This window comes from Nonomuraea pusilla (assembly GCF_900109355.1).
GTDB classification, from domain to species: domain Bacteria; phylum Actinomycetota; class Actinomycetes; order Streptosporangiales; family Streptosporangiaceae; genus Nonomuraea; species Nonomuraea pusilla.
In genome coordinates, this window is the sequence record NZ_FOBF01000005.1 from 1 (window position 1) to 17,342 (window position 17,342).

The 17,342-nt window shown below is 70.7% G+C and carries 17 protein-coding genes and 1 tRNA gene; 7 read left to right on the forward strand and 11 right to left on the reverse strand.

Going from position 1 to position 17,342, the window contains the following annotated elements; genetic code table 11:
• Nucleotides 1–315, forward strand: a 315-nt coding sequence (locus tag BMX74_RS11705) for an integrase core domain-containing protein (RefSeq protein WP_143078622.1), incomplete at its 5' end; no start/stop codon positions are given.
• A gap of 386 nt (nt 316–701) precedes the next feature.
• Here BMX74_RS11705 and BMX74_RS11710 read toward each other — a convergent pair.
• A complete protein-coding gene (locus tag BMX74_RS11710) occupies nt 702–1,139 on the reverse strand; it encodes a YtxH domain-containing protein (RefSeq protein WP_143078623.1) in 438 nt (145 codons plus the stop codon).
• A gap of 184 nt (nt 1,140–1,323) precedes the next feature.
• Here BMX74_RS11710 and BMX74_RS11715 point away from each other — a divergent pair, with 184 nt between their 5' ends.
• Together BMX74_RS11715 and BMX74_RS11720 are read left to right on the forward strand one after the other, a co-directional pair.
• The gene (locus BMX74_RS11715) at nt 1,324–1,860 is read left to right on the forward strand and encodes a peptidylprolyl isomerase (protein WP_055504308.1); all 537 of its coding nucleotides are present in this window, start codon (nt 1,324–1,326) and stop codon (nt 1,858–1,860) included.
• An 824-nt stretch (nt 1,861–2,684) separates the two neighbouring features.
• A complete protein-coding gene (locus tag BMX74_RS11720) occupies nt 2,685–3,554 on the forward strand; it encodes a rhomboid family intramembrane serine protease (protein WP_055504309.1) in 870 nt (289 codons plus the stop codon).
• Nucleotides 3,555–3,588: 34 nt separating this feature from the next.
• On the opposite strand, the gene BMX74_RS11725 is transcribed toward BMX74_RS11720, so the two are convergent.
• A complete protein-coding gene (locus BMX74_RS11725) occupies nt 3,589–3,834 on the reverse strand; it encodes a cell division protein CrgA (RefSeq protein ID WP_055504310.1) in 246 nt (81 codons plus the stop codon).
• A 139-nt stretch (nt 3,835–3,973) separates the two neighbouring features.
• Here BMX74_RS11725 and BMX74_RS11730 point away from each other — a divergent pair, with 139 nt between their 5' ends.
• Genes BMX74_RS11730 through BMX74_RS11740 form a run of 3 tightly spaced genes read left to right on the forward strand, consistent with a single transcriptional unit; the run spans nt 3,974 to nt 5,347 of the window.
• Entirely contained in the window at nt 3,974–4,594 is a 621-nt protein-coding gene (locus tag BMX74_RS11730; protein ID WP_055504311.1) for a class E sortase, read from the forward strand.
• 1 nt (nt 4,595) lies between these two features.
• Nucleotides 4,596–4,754: a hypothetical protein gene (locus tag BMX74_RS43990; protein ID WP_091100218.1), complete on the forward strand. Its 159-nt coding sequence runs from the start codon at nt 4,596–4,598 to the stop codon at nt 4,752–4,754.
• On the forward strand, nt 4,751–5,347 hold the full coding sequence (locus tag BMX74_RS11740; RefSeq protein WP_055504312.1) for an anthranilate synthase component II: 597 nt from the start codon (nt 4,751–4,753) through the stop codon (nt 5,345–5,347). The genes BMX74_RS43990 and BMX74_RS11740 overlap by 4 nt, the downstream gene beginning before the upstream one ends.
• A 140-nt stretch (nt 5,348–5,487) precedes the next feature.
• Here BMX74_RS11740 and pknB read toward each other — a convergent pair whose 3' ends face one another.
• The 7 genes from pknB to BMX74_RS11775 all read right to left on the reverse strand — a co-directional run bounded on the left by pknB (nt 5,488) and on the right by BMX74_RS11775 (nt 14,384).
• Nucleotides 5,488–7,350, reverse strand: coding sequence for a Stk1 family PASTA domain-containing Ser/Thr kinase (gene pknB, locus BMX74_RS11745; protein ID WP_055504313.1), 1,863 nt, complete (start codon nt 7,348–7,350; stop codon nt 5,488–5,490).
• Nucleotides 7,351–7,433: 83 nt separating this feature from the next.
• On the reverse strand, nt 7,434–8,990 hold the full coding sequence (locus BMX74_RS11750; RefSeq protein ID WP_055505357.1) for a serine/threonine-protein kinase: 1,557 nt from the start codon (nt 8,988–8,990) through the stop codon (nt 7,434–7,436).
• A gap of 21 nt (nt 8,991–9,011) precedes the next feature.
• Nucleotides 9,012–10,472 (reverse strand): peptidoglycan D,D-transpeptidase FtsI family protein, encoded by a 1,461-nt coding sequence (locus tag BMX74_RS11755; RefSeq protein WP_055504314.1) that lies wholly within the window; start codon nt 10,470–10,472, stop codon nt 9,012–9,014.
• Nucleotides 10,469–11,857 carry an FtsW/RodA/SpoVE family cell cycle protein gene (locus tag BMX74_RS11760; RefSeq protein WP_091100220.1) on the reverse strand — a complete coding sequence of 463 codons (1,389 nt, stop codon included), beginning with the start codon at nt 11,855–11,857 and terminating at the stop codon, nt 10,469–10,471. Before BMX74_RS11760 ends, BMX74_RS11755 begins: the two co-directional genes overlap by 4 nt.
• A 30-nt stretch (nt 11,858–11,887) precedes the next feature.
• Nucleotides 11,888–13,159 carry a Stp1/IreP family PP2C-type Ser/Thr phosphatase gene (locus BMX74_RS11765; protein ID WP_055504316.1) on the reverse strand — a complete coding sequence of 424 codons (1,272 nt, stop codon included), beginning with the start codon at nt 13,157–13,159 and terminating at the stop codon, nt 11,888–11,890.
• Nucleotides 13,156–13,626: an FHA domain-containing protein FhaB/FipA gene (locus BMX74_RS11770; protein ID WP_055504317.1), complete on the reverse strand. Its 471-nt coding sequence runs from the start codon at nt 13,624–13,626 to the stop codon at nt 13,156–13,158. Before BMX74_RS11770 ends, BMX74_RS11765 begins: the two co-directional genes overlap by 4 nt.
• A gap of 17 nt (nt 13,627–13,643) precedes the next feature.
• Nucleotides 13,644–14,384, reverse strand: a complete 741-nt coding sequence (locus BMX74_RS11775; RefSeq protein ID WP_055504318.1) for an FhaA domain-containing protein — start codon at nt 14,382–14,384, stop codon at nt 13,644–13,646.
• Nucleotides 14,385–14,583: 199 nt separating this feature from the next.
• Here BMX74_RS11775 and BMX74_RS11780 point away from each other — a divergent pair.
• A tRNA-Leu gene (locus tag BMX74_RS11780) sits at nt 14,584–14,666 on the forward strand.
• Between the two features lie 190 nt (nt 14,667–14,856).
• Here the strand turns inward: BMX74_RS11780 and BMX74_RS11785 are convergent.
• Entirely contained in the window at nt 14,857–15,873 is a 1,017-nt protein-coding gene (locus tag BMX74_RS11785; protein WP_055504319.1) for a hemolysin family protein, read from the reverse strand.
• A complete protein-coding gene (locus BMX74_RS11790) occupies nt 15,870–17,222 on the reverse strand; it encodes a hemolysin family protein (RefSeq protein ID WP_055504320.1) in 1,353 nt (450 codons plus the stop codon). The genes BMX74_RS11785 and BMX74_RS11790 overlap by 4 nt, the downstream gene beginning before the upstream one ends.
• Between the last annotated feature and the right edge of the window lie 120 nt (nt 17,223–17,342).

The following is a 17,342-nucleotide window of genomic DNA, read 5'->3' on the forward strand; positions in this document are numbered from 1 at the left end:
CACGGCATCACCCGCATCCACCGGGTCCTGACCGACAACGCCAAGAACTACCGCATCAGCCACGCCTTCCAGCAAGCCTGCGCCGAACTGGGAGCCCGCCAGAAGTTCACCCGCCCACACTGCCCGTGGACCAACGGCAAGGCCGAACGCTTCAACCGCACCCTGGCCACCGAATGGGCCTACCACCGGCCCTACACCAGCAACCAGCACCGCACCCAGGCCCTCGGCCCCTGGCTGAAGCACTACAACACCGCGAGACCACACTCAGCCCTCGGCGGCCGGCCACCCATCAGCCGACTGACACCAAGTTCATGACCAAGTACAGCTAGAACAGACGGCGCCGACGGGGGCGCGGAGAGGCGGGGAAAACAGCGGGGCGCTCCCGGCGCGCGTCGTCGGAGGGCACGGCGAGGCGGGGGAGGCGGCGGGGCGCTCCCGGCGCGGGTTCTTGAGACGTGGCTCACGGGGGAGGCGGCGGGGCGCTCCCGGCGCGGCTTCTTCGATAGCGCGGCTTCTTGAGACGTGGCTCATCGGAGGCTCGGCGGGGGCGCGGCGAGTTGGGCAGGCGGCGGGGCGCTTCGGGCGCAGGTTGTTCGAGGGCGCGCTTGTTCGAGGGCGCGCATCGTCGGAGGGGCGGTGGGGGAGACGGCGAGCGCGCCCCCGGCGTGGTGCCGGGGGCGCGCTTTCCGCTTGCGGCGCGATCACGACAGCTTCTGCGAAGCCTCCTGTGCCGCGTTCGACGCCTGCTCCGCCTTCTCGCCGACCCAGCGGGACGCGTCGGATGCCGAGTCCTTCATGTGCTCGGTCCACTGCTGGGCGTTGCGGCGGTAGAAGAGGTAGCCCATCGCGCCCACGGCGATGCCGGTCACCAGCATGAGCGCCGGCCATCTCCGCGACCGCGGCTTCGGGCTGATCCTCTCGGCCGCGGCGGTCAGCATGGAGCTGACCGCGGGCGCGACCTGGTCCTCGAAACGGTGCGCCGCGGTCTCCAGCCGCGGCGCCGCCCAGTGACGGGCGCCTTCGAGGCGCTCGGCGGCGGCCTCTCTGGCGAGGTCCGCCATGGGCGCCATCCGCTGGCCGGTCCGTACGGCCTGGGCCTTCACACGGCCCGTCCACGTGGTGGGAACCTCCACTACCACGCGGCGTCTTCTCAGTGTCAGGGACACGACAACCTCCCCTGTCGTTGGGGCCCCGAGCCTGACCTTCCCTGGACAAGGCGGCTCAATCATGGGCGCTCGTGGGAGGATGGGCGGGGAGGCCTCACGGCCATGACCCGTACATCGCACAGAACCAACCCTGTCCACAGAGGGGGGCAGCTGTCTCGTGGCTGAGAAGCTGATCGCAAATCTCCAGACCAACCATGGCCTGATCAAGGTCGAGCTCTTCCCCAACAGAGCCCCGAAAACCGTCCGTAACTTCGTGGAGCTGGCCGAAGGCGCCCGTGAGTGGACGCACCCGGGCACTGGGGAGAAGAGCACCGACCGTTACTACGACGGCACGATCTTCCACCGGGTGATCTCCGGCTTCATGATCCAGGGCGGTGACCCGCTCGGTCAGGGCATCGGCGGCCCCGGATACGAGTTCGACGACGAGATCCACCCGGAGCTCTACTTCAACCGCCCGTACCTGCTGGCCATGGCCAACGCGGGCATCCGCTTCGGCAAGGGCACCAACGGCTCGCAGTTCTTCATCACCGTCGTGCCGACGCCGCACCTGAACGGCCGGCACACCATCTTCGGCGAGGTGATCGAGGGGCAGGACGTCGTCGACGCGATCGCGAAGGTCCGCACCGGCCGCAACGACCGCCCGATGGAGGACGTCGTCCTGGAGTCGGTGACGATCGACCGCGTCCAGGCCTGACAACCGGCGCTGACGACCACCACCCGACGACTGGCGCCACCGTCGCCACGCTGACCGTCACTTGACGGCCGCTGCCACGGTGGCCAGTGCCACGGCGGCCGTCACTGATTGCCGGTGCAGGGTGGCTGGTGCCAGGGTGACCGTCACCTGATGGCCGGTGCCGGGGTGGCCGGCTTCTGACGGCCGGTGCCACGGTGGTCGGCGCCTTGATGACCGGCGCGCGCCCCGCGCGTGCCGTCCGCGGTGGAGGGCCCGGCGTCCCCGACGCCAGGCTCCGCCCCGTGACGCCCTGTCGCCCCTGCCGCCCCTGCCGCGGCACCGAGGCGGCCCCTGCCACGGGGCTGAGGCCACGGGGCTGAGGCGGCTTGCTGGCACCGAGGCGGCCATTACCTGGCACTCGGGCGGCAGGCGGTACTCAGCGGCAGTCAGTCGGCGCTGAGCCGACACCCTGACGCACCCGAGACCGCACTGCCGCGGCACCCAGGCGGCGGCGTCGGAGCGCACCCAGGCGGCACTGCGGCATCCAGACGGCACCAGACGGCACCCAGGCGCCACCTCGGCGGCGGCCAGACAGCACCCGGGCAGCACCCGGGCGGCACTGCGGCGGCGGCCGGGCGGTACTGCGGCGGCGGCCGGGAGGCACTGCGGTGGCGCCGAGATGGTACTGCGGCGGCGGCCGGGCAGCACCCGGGCGGTACTGCGGCGGCGGCCGGGAGGCACTGCGGTGGTGCCCAGATGGCGCTGCGGCGGCGTTGAGGCGGCGTTGAGGTGGCGCTGCCGCGGTAGCGACGCGGCATGCCCGCCGACATCATAGGCTTCGTGTCATGACCAGCCAGCCGCCGAGCCCGCCCTCGCAGCCCGAGCAGCACCCCGCTGAGACGGTGCCGACGTGCTACCGGCATCCCGACAGGGAGACGTGGGTGCGGTGCCAGCGCTGCGACCGCCCCATCTGCCCCGACTGCATGCGCGACGCGGCCGTGGGCTTCCAGTGCCCCGAGTGCGTGGCCGACGGCAACAGGGGCGTGCGGCAGGCCAGGTCCACCTTCGGCGGCGCCGTCGTCGCCACCCCGTACGTCACGTGGGCCATCCTGGCGCTCAACCTGCTGGTCTTCGGCGCGCAGTACCTCACGAACGGCCTGGCCACCGCGCAGCTGGAGATGCTGCCGTTCCGGGTGGCGGTGCAGGACCAGTACTACCGCCTGCTCACCGCCGCGTTCGTGCACGGCGGCGTGGTGCACATCCTGTTCAACTCGTGGGCCCTGTACGTGATCGGCCCCTACCTGGAGCGCGCGTTCGGCCATGTGCGCTTCCTGGCGGTCTACCTGCTCAGCGCGCTCGGCGGGTCGGTGCTGGGCCTCTGGCTCGATCCGCTCGCCCAGCCCACGGTCGGGGCGTCGGGGGCCATCTTCGGCCTGTTCGGCGCGGTGTTCGTGGTGGGGCGCAGGCTGAACATGGACGTACGCGGCATCGCCCTGCTGATCGTCCTCAACCTGGTCATCACGTTCACGGTTTCGGGCATCAGCTGGACCGGCCACGTCGGCGGCCTGATCACCGGCTCGGCCCTCGCCGCGGCGATGGCGTACGCGCCCGCGAAGAGCCGGACCGTCTGGCAGGCGCTGGCCGCCGTGGGCACGCTGGCGCTGCTCGCCGTGCTGGTGATGGTCCGGATCTCAGCGATCCTGGCGGCGCTCTGACTTCCCCAGGGTGTGGAAAAGCCTGTGGAAAGAACTAACGCCAGCGGGTGGAAAGAACCACACCGAAGATGATGAAAACGAACCCGATCAGCAGGTTCCAGTTCTGCAGGTCGCTCAGGAACCGCGCCTGCGGTGCGACGTAGTACACCGAGATCCACAGGATCCCGATGATCCACGACACCACCATCGTGGGCGCCAGCCAGCGGGGGCTGATCTTGACCTGCTGCGACCTCTGCGGCGGGGTGTAGACCGCCTTCTTGCGAGCCTTGGACTTGGGCACTGGGTAACTCCTGCTAGGGCCTGGGCATCCGGATCATCCACAGGCTCTTCGTTAAGCCTAGTTGAAGCGTTGCCCAGGATAGTCGCCACGCGCACGACATGGCGATCCCCCCGCCGATGCCTCTGCCTACGCTGGGCCGATGCGGGCCGTGCTGCGCACCGCGGGGGAACTGTTCATCACCGCGGGCCTGATCGTCATGCTGTTCTGCGCCTACCTGCTCTGGGGGACGGGGGCGTACACCGAGCAGCAGCAACTCCTGCTGCAGCGGGAGCTGACCGAGCAGCACGGCGACGGGCAGAAGCTGCTCGGCAAGATCAAGCTGGGCAGCGCCGTGGCCATGCTGCGCATCCCCAAGCTGGGCCGCGACTACCGGTACGCCGTGGTCGAGGGCGTGGACACCGAGCACCTGAAGCGCGGCCCCGGCCACTACCCGGGCTCCGCGCTCCCCGGCCAGATCGGCAACTTCGTGCTCTCCGGCCACCGGACGACGTACGCGGCGCCGTTCAACGAGATCGGCAAGCTGGAACGCGACGACGAGATCATCGTGGACGCCCGCGAGGCCCGCTACACCTACCGCGTGACGTCCAAGGAGATCGTGGACCCCAGCGAGGTGGACGTCATCGCCCCCGTCCCCGGCAAGCCAGACATCAAGCCCATCCGCGCCTACATCACGCTCTCCACCTGCCATCCCGAGTACTCCGCCGCGCAGCGCCTCATCGTGCACGGCGTGCTGAAGAAGACCGAGCCGAGGAAGGAATGACATGTACGCCTGGCTGTGGCGCAAGCTGCCCGGCGGCACCGGCGTGAGGATCGTGCTGGCCGCCGCGCTGGCCGCCCTCACGGTGGCCGTACTCTGGTACGTCGTGTTCCCGCTGCTCGAACCGGCCGTACAGCTCGACGAGGTGACCGTACAGAGATGACCCGCGTGCTCGTCGTGGACAATCACGACAGCTTCGTCCACACGATCGTCCAGTATCTGCGCGAACTGGGCGCCGACTGCGACGTGCGCCCGCGTGACGAGGTGCGCGTGGGCGACGCCGACGGGTTCGACGCCGTCCTGGTCAGCCCCGGCCCCGGCACGCCGGAGGAGGCCGGCGTGAGCGTGCCGCTGGTGCGCCACGCGGCGTCGCGCGGGCAGCCGCTGCTCGGCGTCTGCCTCGGCCACCAGGCCATCGCCGTCGCGTACGGCGCCACCGTGACCCGCGCCCCCGAACTGGTGCACGGCCGCACCAGCGCGATCAGCCACGACGGGCGCGGCGTGTTCGCCGGGCTGCCGTCGCCGGTGCGGATGACCCGCTACCACTCGCTGGCCGTGCTCCCGGAGACCGTGCCGCCCGTGCTGGAGGTGACCGCCCGCACCGGCGACGGCCTCGTCATGGGCCTGCGCCACCGTACGGCCCCCGTGGAGGGCATCCAGTTCCACCCGGAGTCGGTGCTGTCGGAGCACGGCCACCGGCTGCTCGGGAACTGGCTGCGCGACGTCGAGTCGAGAATCAGCCGGGAAACCGTGTAACGAACTCCTGCGGCGGCCCGACTACCAAGTGAGCGTCCCCGCCGTTGCCCCCGAGCGGCGGGGGCGTTCGTTTTCCTCCTGGAACAGCCCGAGGGCCGCCCATCCCACCGGATGGGCGGCCCTCTCGCGTTCTGCCGGGGTCAGCCGTTGAGCCCGCCGTCCTCGATCGGGGTGTCCTCGGTCGGGAAGTCGTCGGTCGGCGGCTGGTCGTCGGTGGGCGGCTGCTCGGTCGTCGGGTCGGTCGTCGGCTGCTCCTGCGTGGGAGGGGGAGCGGTGTCGGGCCCGGTGGACACCACGATCGTGATCGTCGTGCCGGGCTGCAGCTTGGCGCCCTCGCCGGGGTTCTGCTGGACGACCGTGCCCTCGGCCTGCTCGTTGGCCTGCCTGACGACCTTCACCTTGAACCCGGCGCCCGTGATGGCGCTGCGCGCGTCCTGCTCCGTGAACCCGATCACCGAGGGCACCTCGCCCAGCTCCCTCGGGACGTACAGGGTCACGGTGCCGTCGGCCGCGATCTCCTCGCCGGCCTTCGGCCGGGTGTCGAAGATCTTGCCCTGCGGCTTGGTGGACGCCTTCGTCTTGACGGTGCCGCGCAGGCCCGCGTCGGCCAGCACCTGGTTGGCCTCCTCGGGTGTCAGCCCGATGAGCCCCTCGGGGACCTTCTTCTTCTCGGGGCCGGTCGAGATGAACAGCTTGACCGAGGAGTTCTTCGGCACCTCGGTGCCCTCGGGCGGGTCGGTCTTGATGACGGTGCCCTCGTCGACGTCGGCGTCGGCCTGCTCGACCACCTCGGCCTTCAGGCCCAGCGAGGAGAGCTGGCTCTCGGCGTACTGCCGCTTCTGCGTCGCCAGCGAAGGGATCTTGACGCCCTGGCCGTTCGGGCTGTCCTTCGCGCCGAACACCACGTAGCCGACCGTCACGAACGCGCCGATGATGAGCAGCGGGATGATGATCCACAGGGCGGTCTTGAGCCCGTTGCCGCCGCCACCCGAGGCCCTGCGCCGGCCTCCGCCGCCGCGCCCGCCGCCGTCGCCGTCGTACTCGTACGGCGGGACCGCGCCGGTGCGCTGCGTGGCGGGGCCGGTGGCCGCCTGGGTGGCGGTCATCATCCTGGTGCCCTGGCCGTAGTTGCTCGTCATGGCCATGGTCTGGGCGTCGACCGGCATGCCGGACATCGCCCGCTGGATGTCGGCCCGCATCTCGCCCGCGCTCTGGTAGCGCTGCCCAGGGTCCTTCGCCATGGCCTTGAGGACGATGGCGTCGGCCCACTGCGGGATCTCGGGGTCGATCTGGGACGGCGGGATCGGCTCCTCGCGCACGTGCTGGTAGGCGATCGCGACGGGGGAGTCGCCGGTGAACGGCGGCTGGCCGGTGAGCAGCTCGTAGAGCACGCAGCCGGTCGAGTAGATGTCGCTGCGCGCGTCGACGCGCTCGCCCCGCGCCTGCTCGGGAGACAGGTACTGGGCGGTGCCTATCACCTGCGCGGTCTGCGTCATGGTGGCGGCGGAGTCGGCCATCGCGCGCGCGATGCCGAAGTCCATCACCTTGACGTCGCCGGCACGGGTGATCATGACGTTCGCCGGCTTGATGTCGCGGTGCACGATGCCGCCGCGGTGGCTGTAGTCGAGCGCCCGCAGGATGCCGTCGACCAGCTCGACCGCGCGCTCCGGCAGCAGCCGGCGGTCCTGCCGCAGCAGGTCGCGCAGCGTCCTGCCGTCGACGTACTCCATCACGATGTAGGGCACGGGAGTGCCGTCGGTGACGTCCTCGCCGGTGTCGTAGACCGCGACGACGGCCGGGTGGTTCAGCGAGGCCGCCGACTGCGCCTCACGGCGGAAGCGCGCCTGGAAGGTGTGGTCGCGCGCCAGGTCGGACCGGAGCGTCTTGATCGCGACGACGCGGTCCAGCCGGAGGTCTCGGGCGCGATACACCTCGGCCATGCCGCCGCGCCCGACGACACCGTCGAGCTCGTAACGACCTCCGAGTAGCCGAGGCTGAGTCATTTCCTGCACTGTCCCTTACCGTTCATCTTCGGTACCGGCCTGCTCGGGGGGCCGCCGGTGTCCATCATCGACCCCCTGGCGCATCACGTCTGCCCCTTTGGCGGGTTGGTGCCTATCGGGGAAGGCGAGACGGTTGGTGCCTGAGTTGTCGGTGTACTGCTGGGCGTTGCGGTTGGCGTGGGAGTCGGGACCGGGGTCGTTGCGGACGGGGTCGGTTTCGGCGTCGGCTTCTTCGTGGGAGTAGCCGACTTGATTACCGTAGCCGACCGCGAGGGTACCGGCCGCGTCGACTTGACCGGAACCACCGGCGGGCGGCGGGTCCTGGCCTTCGTCCGCACCGGACGTGGCTGGTCGGACACGGTGGGGGCGGCGCGTGTGGGCTCCGACACCTCGGGCGGCGCCGTCGCCCCCGGCGGCCCCTCCTGGTGCGCGAACGTGATCGCGCTCAGGCCGACCGCCGCGACGCACCCGGCCGTCGCCACCAACGCCAGCGTCCTGCCTCCCCTGCGCCGTACGTACTGGCCGCGCCCGGCCGGCCGCTTCCGCAGGGGGCCGTGCGCGACGGTGACGGGTTCGAGCGGGCCCGTGCGGTCGCCGCCGTCCTGGGAGGTGGGGACGCGGAAGCCGTCGGGGCCGGGCCTGGCGACGCCGAAGACCCGGGGGCCGGGCGTGCGGGCGCCGAGACCGCCGGGCCCGGGGGAACCGTCGTGGAAGCCGTCGGGACCCGGGGAACCGGCGTGGAAGCCGTCGGGCCCGGGGGCGCGGACGTGGAAGCCGTCGGGGTCGGTGAGCGCGCTCAGGTCGGCCCCGCGTCCCGCCCCCTGCCCGGCGGCCTCGGCGAGGGCGTCACGCAGCACGTACGCCCGGTCGGCCACCTCCATCGCGGAACCGGGCCGCGACTCGGGCTGCTTGGCCAGCAGCCCCATGACCAGGTCGCGCACCGGGGCGGGCACGTCCACGCCCAGCGGGGGCGGCGGGTCGTGCAGGTGCCGCAGCGCGATGGCCACCTGGTTGTCGCCCTGGAAGGGCGTGCGCCCGGCCAGGCACTCGTACGCCACCACCCCGAGGGAGTACAGGTCGGTGGCCGGGGTGAGCGGCAGGCCCTGCGCCTGCTCGGGGCTCGCGTACTGGGCGGTGCCGAGCACGATGCCGTCCTGCGTCATCGGCGCGGCCTCCATCGCGCGCGCGATGCCGAAGTCCGTGACCTTGATCACTCCGTCGGACGTCACCAGCAGGTTGCCCGGCTTGACGTCGCGGTGGATGATGCCGGCCGCGTGCGCCGCGTGCAGCGCCCTGGCCGTCTGGTGCGCGACGTCGAGGGTGACGTCGGGGCCCAGCGCGCCGTTGCGGGCCAGGATGGCCGACAGCGGCTCGCCGGGCACCAGCTCCATGACGAGGTAGGCGAGGTCGTGCTCCTCGCCGTAGTCGAAGACCTGGGCCACGCCCGGGTCGGACAGCGCGGCGGTGATCCTGGCCTCGTTGCGGAACCGGCCGCGGAAGGAGGGGTCGGCGTGGATGTGGCTGTGCAGCAGCTTGACCGCGACCTCGCGGCCGAGCAGCTCGTCGCGGGCACGCCAGACCTCTCCCATACCGCCTGCGGCGATGCGGGAGATCAGCAGGTAGCGGTTACCGAGCCGCATGGCCAAGCACGTTACCGTCTGTCACTTCAGGATCGCCTCCAGCACGGCCTTGGCGATCGGCGCGGCGGTATGGCCGCCGGTGGCCTCGGCTCCGACGTTCGCGGCGCCGGACTCGACGATGACGGCGAGCGCCACCTTCGGGTTCTCGGCGGGGGCGAACGAGATGAACCAGGCGTGCGGCGGCGCGCCGTCGGACGTCTCGGCGGTGCCGGTCTTGCCCGCCACCTGGACGCCGGGCACTTGCGCCAGGTTGGCGGTGCCGTTGTTGACGACGCTCACCATCATGTCGCGCAGCTTGTGCGCCGTCTCGGTGCTGACCGCGTCGGTCAGCTCCTCGGGGTCGGCCTCGTCGACCGTGTCGCCCTTCGCGTCGGTGATCTTGTTCACCAGGTACGGCTTCATGACCACGCCGTCGTTGGCGATGCCCGCGGCGATCATGGCCATCTGCAGCGGCGTCATGCGGTTGCTGCGCTGGCCGATGGAGGCCATGGCCAGGGCGGCCTGGTCCTCCTTCGGCCCGAAGTCGCTCTGCACGACCGACATCGGCACGCCGATCTGCTCGCCCATGCCGAACTTGACCGTCTGCTCACGCATCTTGTCGTAGCCCAGCTCCATGGCGATCTTGCCGAACGGCGTGTTGCAGGACTTCTCCAGCGCGTACACGAGCGGCACCTTGCCGCTGCCGCAGGCGGCGCCGTTGTAGTTGGGCAGGCTGATGTTCGTGTTGGGCAGGGGCAGCCGCTGCGGCGCGTCGACGATCGTCTGCCCGTCGCGCGAGTCGTCGTCCTCCAGGTACGCCGCCGCGGTGACCACCTTGAACGTGGACCCGGGCGGGTAGGTCTGGCGGATCGCGCGGTTCAGCAGCGGCTGGTTCTTGTCCTTGGCGAGCTGGTCGTAGCGGGTGAACACCTTGCCCTTGTCGGTGCCCGACAGCTCGGCCGGGTCGTACGTGGGCAGCGAGACCATCGCCAGGATGCCGCCGGTCTTCGGGTTGAGCGCGACGACGGCGCCGCGCTTGCCGCTGGCCTTCAGCGCCTCGTAGGCGGCCTTCTGCGCCCTCGGGTCGATCGTCAGGTCGACGTTGGCGCCCTTGGTCGGCTCGCCCGTGAACAGGTCGATGCTCCTGCGCAGCAGCAGGTCGGCGCTGGAGCCGTCGAGCAGCTTGTTCTCGGCCCCCTCGATGGCGTCGGCGCTCTCCGGGGAGAAGAACCCGGTGACGTGCGCGTACAGCCTGCCCTCGGGGTACTGCCTGACGAACCTGAACTTGTTGCTCTTGGTCTCGACCGACTGCGCCAGGATCTCCTTGCCGCTCGCGGTGATGCGTCCGCGCTCGATGGCGTAGCGCTCGTAGTAGTTGCGCGTGTTGCGGTTGTCGGAGCGCAGCTCCTCGGCGCGCACCCCCTGGAGCCAGTTCACGTTGATCATCAGGAGCGCGAACATCGCCAGGCAGGCCACGGCCACGCGCTTGAGCGGACTGTTCATCGCTGGAACACCTGCGTCATTCCCTCGTTCTGGATGGCCTGCGGCGGCGGCTTGCGCGCGGAGTCCGACATGCGGACGAGCAGGGCGATGAGGATCCAGTTGGCCAGCAGGGCCGAGCCGCCCTGGGACATGAAGGGCGTGACCAGGCCGGTGAGCGGGATGAGGTTGGTCACGCCGCCGACGATGATGAACACCTGCCAGGCGAGGATGAACGACAGGCCGCCCGCCAGCAGCTTCGAGTACGGGTCGCGGGCCGCGATCGAGCTGCGCAGGCCGCGCTCCACGAGGAGGGCGTACATCATGAGCAGCGCCATCAGGCCGGTCAGGCCCAGTTCCTCGCCGGTGGCGGCGAAGATGAAGTCGGAGAAGGACAGCGGGATCAGCTCGGGGTGGCCCTGGCCGAGGCCGGTGCCCAGGATGCCGCCCGCGCCGAACCCGAACAGGCCCTGCATGATCTGGTAGCTCTTGCTGCACAGCGGGTCGCCCGGTGGGTCCTCCAGGCAGACCGGGGCGTTTCCGTAGAAGATCGGGCTGCCCGGGTCGAGCCAGGCGGAGAAGCGGGCGCCGACGTGGTCGAAGAGCTGCCCGGCGACGAAGGCGCCGCCGACGAACAGCAGGACGCCGATGAGCACCCAAGACGTGCGCTGGGTGGCGATGTAGATCATCGCGATGAACGTGCCGAACAGCAGCAGCGACGTGCCGAGGTCCTTCTCGAAGACCAGGACGAGCAGGCTGAGGCCCCAGGTGACGAGGATCGGGCCGAGGTCCCTGGCCCTGGGCAGGTCGATGAAGAGCAGCCGCCGCCCGGCGAGTGCCAGCACGTCGCGCTTGGCGACGAGGTAGCCGGCGAAGAAGACGACGAGCGCCAGCTTGGCGAACTCGCCCGGCTGGATGGAGAAGCCCCCGATGCGGATCCAGATCTTGGCGCCCTGCACCTCGCTGAGGCTGCCGGGCAGCACCGCGGGGATCGCGAGCAGCACCAGGCCGACGGCGCCCGCCGTGTACGTGAGGCGCTGCAGCATGCGGTGGTCGCGCAGCACGACCAGCGTGACCGAGAACATCACGACGCCGAGGGCGGTCCACATGATCTGGCTGTTGGAGGAGGCGCCGGCCATGGGCACCGACTCCAGCCGGAAGATCATGACGCAGCCGAGGCCGTTGATCAGGGTCACGAGCGGCAGGATGAGCGGGTCGGCCCAGGGTGCGAACTTGGCGAGCACCAGGTACGCGGCCAGCATCAGCCCGCCGAGGCCCAGGCCGTACGTCAGCATGCCCGAGGGGACCTCGCCGTTCATCGCCAGGCCGACGTTCGCGTACGCGCCCATGACGATCAGCACCGCGACCGCGAGCATGACGAGCTGGGCCATGCGCCGTTTCGCGGGCATGGGAACGGGGGATTCGACCACTTCGCTCATTTACCGCGACTTCGACTTGGTCGGCGTGGGGGAGGCCGTCACGGGCGGCGTCTCGTCTGTCTGGTCCTGGGAGAACTTCAAACTGTTGATCCTCGTCATGCCCTCAGCGACGGTGGTGACCGGAATGCCGCCTTTGATCAGCGCCTGGTCGGCCGGAGACAGCTTGGACAGTTGCTTGCCTGTGTGCTGCTTGACGGAGAAGAACTGGAAGGGCCCCACCTCCTGCTGGATCCCCTGGTACAAGACCACCTCGTCGTCCCTAGCACCGACGAAGAACTGGTCCTGGGTCCACTCGTATCCAAGGTAACCGCCGACGCCCACGGCGACGACGCCAATGCCGAGCACGGTGACCAGCACGGGCCACACGCGGCGACGCCTGCGGCCGGTCGCGTGGGCGACCGGCTCGTCGAAGTCGTCGTCGGCGATCACCGGCTGGGGAGCGGTCACCGCGCTCATTCGCCCCGGCGGAGTGTCCGGGGCGCTCGTTCGGAGGCGGTTCATGCCGGCCGCCCCGACGACGGCCGCCTCGCTGGGAGGCTGCTGGTCGTCGGCGACCTCCAGCACGTCGGCCAGCACGCAGGTGATGTTGTCGGGCCCGCCGCCCCTGTTCGCCAGGTCGATGAGCTGGCGGACGACCTCTTCGGGGTCGTCGATGTTGGTGAGCGTGGCGTGCAACGTCTCCGCGCTGACCACCCCGGACAGGCCGTCGGAGCAGAGCAGGTAGCGGTCGCCCACCTGCGCCTCGCGGAGGGTGAGGTCGGGATCGACCTCGCCGCTGCCGTCGAGCGCGCGCAGCAGGATCGAGCGCTGCGGGTGGGTGGCGGCCTCCTCGGGCGTGATGCGGCCGTCGTCGACGAGCTGCTGCACCAGCGTGTGGTCATGGGTGATCTGGTACAGCTCCCCGCGCCTGAGCAGGTAGGCGCGCGAGTCGCCGACGTGCACCAGGGCCACCTGGGTGCCGTTCCAGAGCATGGCCGTGAGCGTGGTGCCCATGCCCTTGAGGCTGGGATCCCGCCCCACCATCTCGTGCAGCCGGCGGTTGGCGTCGCGCACCGCTGCCTCGATGGCGTTGAGCAGGTCGCCCCCCTGTTGGACCTCCTCAAGGGAGGCCATGGCGGCGATGGCGACGGAGCTCGCCACCTCGCCGTGTGCGTGCCCGCCCATGCCGTCGGCGACGGCGAGCAGGCGGCCGCTGGCGTACGCCGAGTCCTCGTTCCCCTCGCGGAGGAGGCCGACGTCCGAGCGGGCGGCGTAGCGGAGTGCGATGGTCATTTGCGCAATTCAATGACTGTCTTGCCGACGCGGATCGGAACACCGAGCGGCACCGGGGTCGGGCGGGTGACTTTCGAGCGGTCGAGATACGTGCCGTTGGTCGAACCGAGATCTTCCACGATCCACTGACCGTCCTGAGGAAAGAGCCGGGCATGCCGGCTGGAAGCGTAGTCGTCGCTGACTACCAGCGTGGCGTCGTTCGCCCGGCCGATGGTGATGGGCGTCTCCGTGAGGTTAATGGTGGTGCCCTGCAGCGGGCCACCGGTGACGACGAGCTGGCGGGGCTCGCCCTTCTTGCTCTTGGGCTTGGCCGCCGGCTTGGCGGGCCTGATGCCCTTGCGTGGACCCGCGGGAGCCGTGCTTGATCCGAACAAGTCTGTCCGGATCACGCCGACTGCGGCAATGACGAAGAACCACAGCGCCGCCAGGAAGGCGAGCCGGATCAGCAGCAGCGTGAGCTCGGACATGGACCGTCTGTCTACCCCTAATCGCGCCGGAACACCAGGGTCGTGCGTCCCAGCGTCACTCGCGTGCCGTTCTGGAGCTCGATCCTGCGTACCGGCTGGCCGTTGACGAAAGTGCCGTTCGTGGAGCCCAGGTCGACGAGGACCACCTGCTGGCCCTCGACGCGCAGCTCCGCGTGGTGGCGGGACACGCCGGGGTCGACCAGGCGGAGGTCGCAGTCGGTGCCCCTGCCGAGCAGCGTCACCGGAGTGGTGAGCTCGTAGGAGCGGTCGCCCTGCGGGTCGTCCTGCGTGGAGACGAGCAGCCTCGGCCGGCCGTTGAAGGCGTGCGGCTTCGACGGGGGCACGTCGCTCGTCGGCTGGCGGATCTCGTCCTGCTCGACCGTCGCCCCGCGGATGACGCCCGAGCGGATGCGGAAGAGCCCGACGGCGAGGTCGCCGGCGGTCTCGAAGCGGACCCGGACCGGTCCCACGAAGGAGTAGCCCTGTTCCTTGGCGTACTCCCTGGCGAGGTTGGCCAGCTCGTGACTGATGCTGTCGGCGTAGACCTCGAGCCGCTCGCTGTCGGTGGTGGACAGCTCGACCACGAAGTCGTTCGGCACGAGCGTGCGTCCCTGCGCGACGATGGCCGCCCGCTCGTCCATCTCCCGCTGAACCGCGCTGGCGACCTCGACCGGCTGAAGGTCAGATTTGAACGCCCGCGCAAAGGCCCCCTCAACCAAGCCTTCGAGCCTTCGCTCGAAGCGCTGAAGGACTCCCACCGGGTACCTCCCTTCCTCCGTGCATATGATCGCGGCCCCCGTACGCTTCCGGCGCCCGGTTTCCGCTCGTTCCCGGTGGCGGTGATCCGGCGTCGGTCGGCACCCGCGCCCTGCTCATCCGCTCCCGTGTCTTATGCGATCGTATCCGGGTTCGGTACCACTGGCTGTTCCGTGCTAATGTTTCTCCGCACCCACAAACGGGCGGGTGGCGGAACGGCAGACGCGCACGGTTCAGGTCCGTGTGTCCGAAAGGACGTGAGGGTTCAAATCCCTCCTCGCCCACTGGTTCGCCGATGAAATCGGCAGACCCACATTGACGAAATGAGCCCCGGTTCGCAAGAGCCGGGGCTCTTTCTTTATCAAGCGGGTCGGCACGCCGGGCGGCCGTCCCTGGACGCTACGCCCGGCCGGTTGCATCCGGCTTTCGGATGGCTTGCGGCCGGGCGTGTGTTTTACGTCACACTTTCGGGGGTCAGGCGGCCTTCGCCCTGGTGTCGAGCAGCACGCCGAGCAGGTCCGTCAGGCTGACCATGCCGATCACCGTGCCGCCCTGCCCGGTGACGAGCGCCAGGTGCGCCCGCGCCTCCTGCAGCGCCGTCACGGCCTCCGGCACCTGCGTGACGCAGGCCAGCCTCGGCACGGGCCGCGCCAGCTCGCCCGCCGTGCCGGCTGGCTGGAGCAGAGCGTCGCGGGCGTGCAGCACGCCCACGGGGCCGTCGCGGCCGGTCACCAGCAGCCGCAGGTGGCGGCTGCGGGCGGCCGTGGCCCTGATCTCCGCCGAGCCCGCGTGCTGCGGCACCGCCACGACCTGGCCGATCGGCACCATCAGCCGCTCGATGCCCTCGGCCTGCAGCCGCAGCGCCCGGGTGAGCAGGTCGTGCTCCTCCCTGTCCAGCAGCCCCATCCGCCCCGACTCGCCGACCAGCATGGCGAGCTGGCGCGGCGTGCGCGTGGTGGCCAGCTCGTCGCGCGGCTGCACGCCGAACAGCCGCAGCACCACGTTGGTGAGCCCGTTCAGGGCCGTCAGCAGCGGCCGCATCAGCCGGGTGAAGCCGGAGAACGGCAGGGCGAGCAGCAGCGCCGCCCGCTCGGGGTGGGTCAGCGCCCACGACTTGGGCGCCATCTCGCCCACCACCATGTGCAGGAACGTGACCAGCGCCAGCGCGACCGTCAGCGCGATCGGCAGGCGAAGCGGCTCGGGCACGCCCGCCACGCCGAACACCGGCTCCAGGAAGTGCTCGATCGCCGGCTCGGTGACCTGGCCGAGCCCCAGCGTGCACAGCGTGATGCCGAGCTGGGCGCCCGCCAGCATGAGCGACAGCCGCCGGCCGCCGCCCACCGCCGACCTGGCGGCGACCCTGACGAGCCGGTTGCCGCCGGAGGCCATCTCCTCCAGCCGGTGACGCCTGGAGGAGACGAACGCGAACTCGGCCGCCACGAACAGCGCGTTGAAGGCCAGCAGCGCGAGGCTCACGACGATCATCGTCATCGGGCGGCCTCCGCGTGCTGGACGGGCGCGAGCCGCACCCACTCGGGGACGCGGCGGTTGAGCGACATCACGGTCAGCTCCGCCAGGTGCTCGCGCGCCTCCTCGTCCTCGGCGAACAGGTCGGTGTCCGGCGTGACCGGCACGACCACGGTGTCGCCCGGGTCGGGCATCCGGCCCAGCCTGGCCAGGACGAGCCCGGCGAGCGTGTCGTAGTCGTCGCTCTCCGGCAGCGCGACGCCGGTGGCCCGCTCGACCTCGTCCAGCCGCAGCCAGCCGGGCACCTCCCAGACGCCGCCCGGCCGCTCCACGGGGCCGGCCGGCTCGGGGTCGTTCTCGTCCAGCAGCTCGCCGACCAGCTCCTCGGCCAGGTCCTCGACGGTGATGACGCCCGCCAGGCCGCCGTACTCGTCGATGACGCAGGCGATGTCGTCGCGCGCGCCGCGCATCCTGTCGAGGACGGCGGGCAACGGCAGCGAGTCGGGCACCAGCAGCGCCGGCCTGGTGACGCGGCCGATCCTGCCCTCGTCCAGCCCGGACGCCAGCAGCTCGCGCACGCCGGTCACGCCCGTGACGTCGCCGTCGTCGCCGAGCACCGGGTAGCGGGAGTGCCCGCACTCGCGCATGACGCCGAGCAGGTCGGAGATCGGCTGGGAGGCGCGGAGCACGACCACGCGCGGGCGCGGCACCATGATCTCCTCGGCGGTGCGGTCGCCGAACTCCAGTGCCCGTTCGAGCAGCTCCGACAGCCGCGGGGGCAGCTCGCCCGCCCTGGCCGACTCCTCGATGATCCGGGAGAGCTCCTCCGGCGTGGCGCCGTGCTCGACCTCCTCGACCGGCTCGATGCCGACGCGGCGGAGCAGGCCGGTGGCGGCCGAGTCGAACAGCCGCACCACCGGGCCGACGACCGCGAGGTACACGAGGGTCGAGGCGGCCAGGAACTTGGCCACCGGCTCGGGCCTGGCGATGCCGAGGTTCTTCGGGGCCAGCTCGCCGAGCACCATCTGCACGACCGTGGCGACGAACACGCCGACGGCCACGGACACTCCGGTGATCACGCCGTCGGGGAGTCCGAAGCCCTCCAGCCAGGGCCGTACGATCACGGCGATGGCGGGCTCGGCCAGGAAGCCGACCAGCAGCGCGGTGACGGTGATGCCGAGCTGCGCGCCGGAGAGCATGAACGACAGGCGGGAGGTGACTTGGAGGGCCTTCTCGGCGGCGCGGTCGCCCGCGGCGGCCTGCTCACGCAGCAGCCCGCGGTCAGCGGCGACGAACGCGAACTCCTGGGCCACGAAGTAGCCTGTCGCCGCGGTCAGAAGGAAGAGGGCCAGAAGGCCCAGATAGGCGCTCACCTGAGTGAGCCTTCAGAGGAACCCGTGCAGGCGCACGGGCAAAGACTCCACGGGTCCGCAGCGGACACGATCATCCTTTCGGTAGAGGTGGTCCCACAACCGTAACGACGCAGGTGGCAT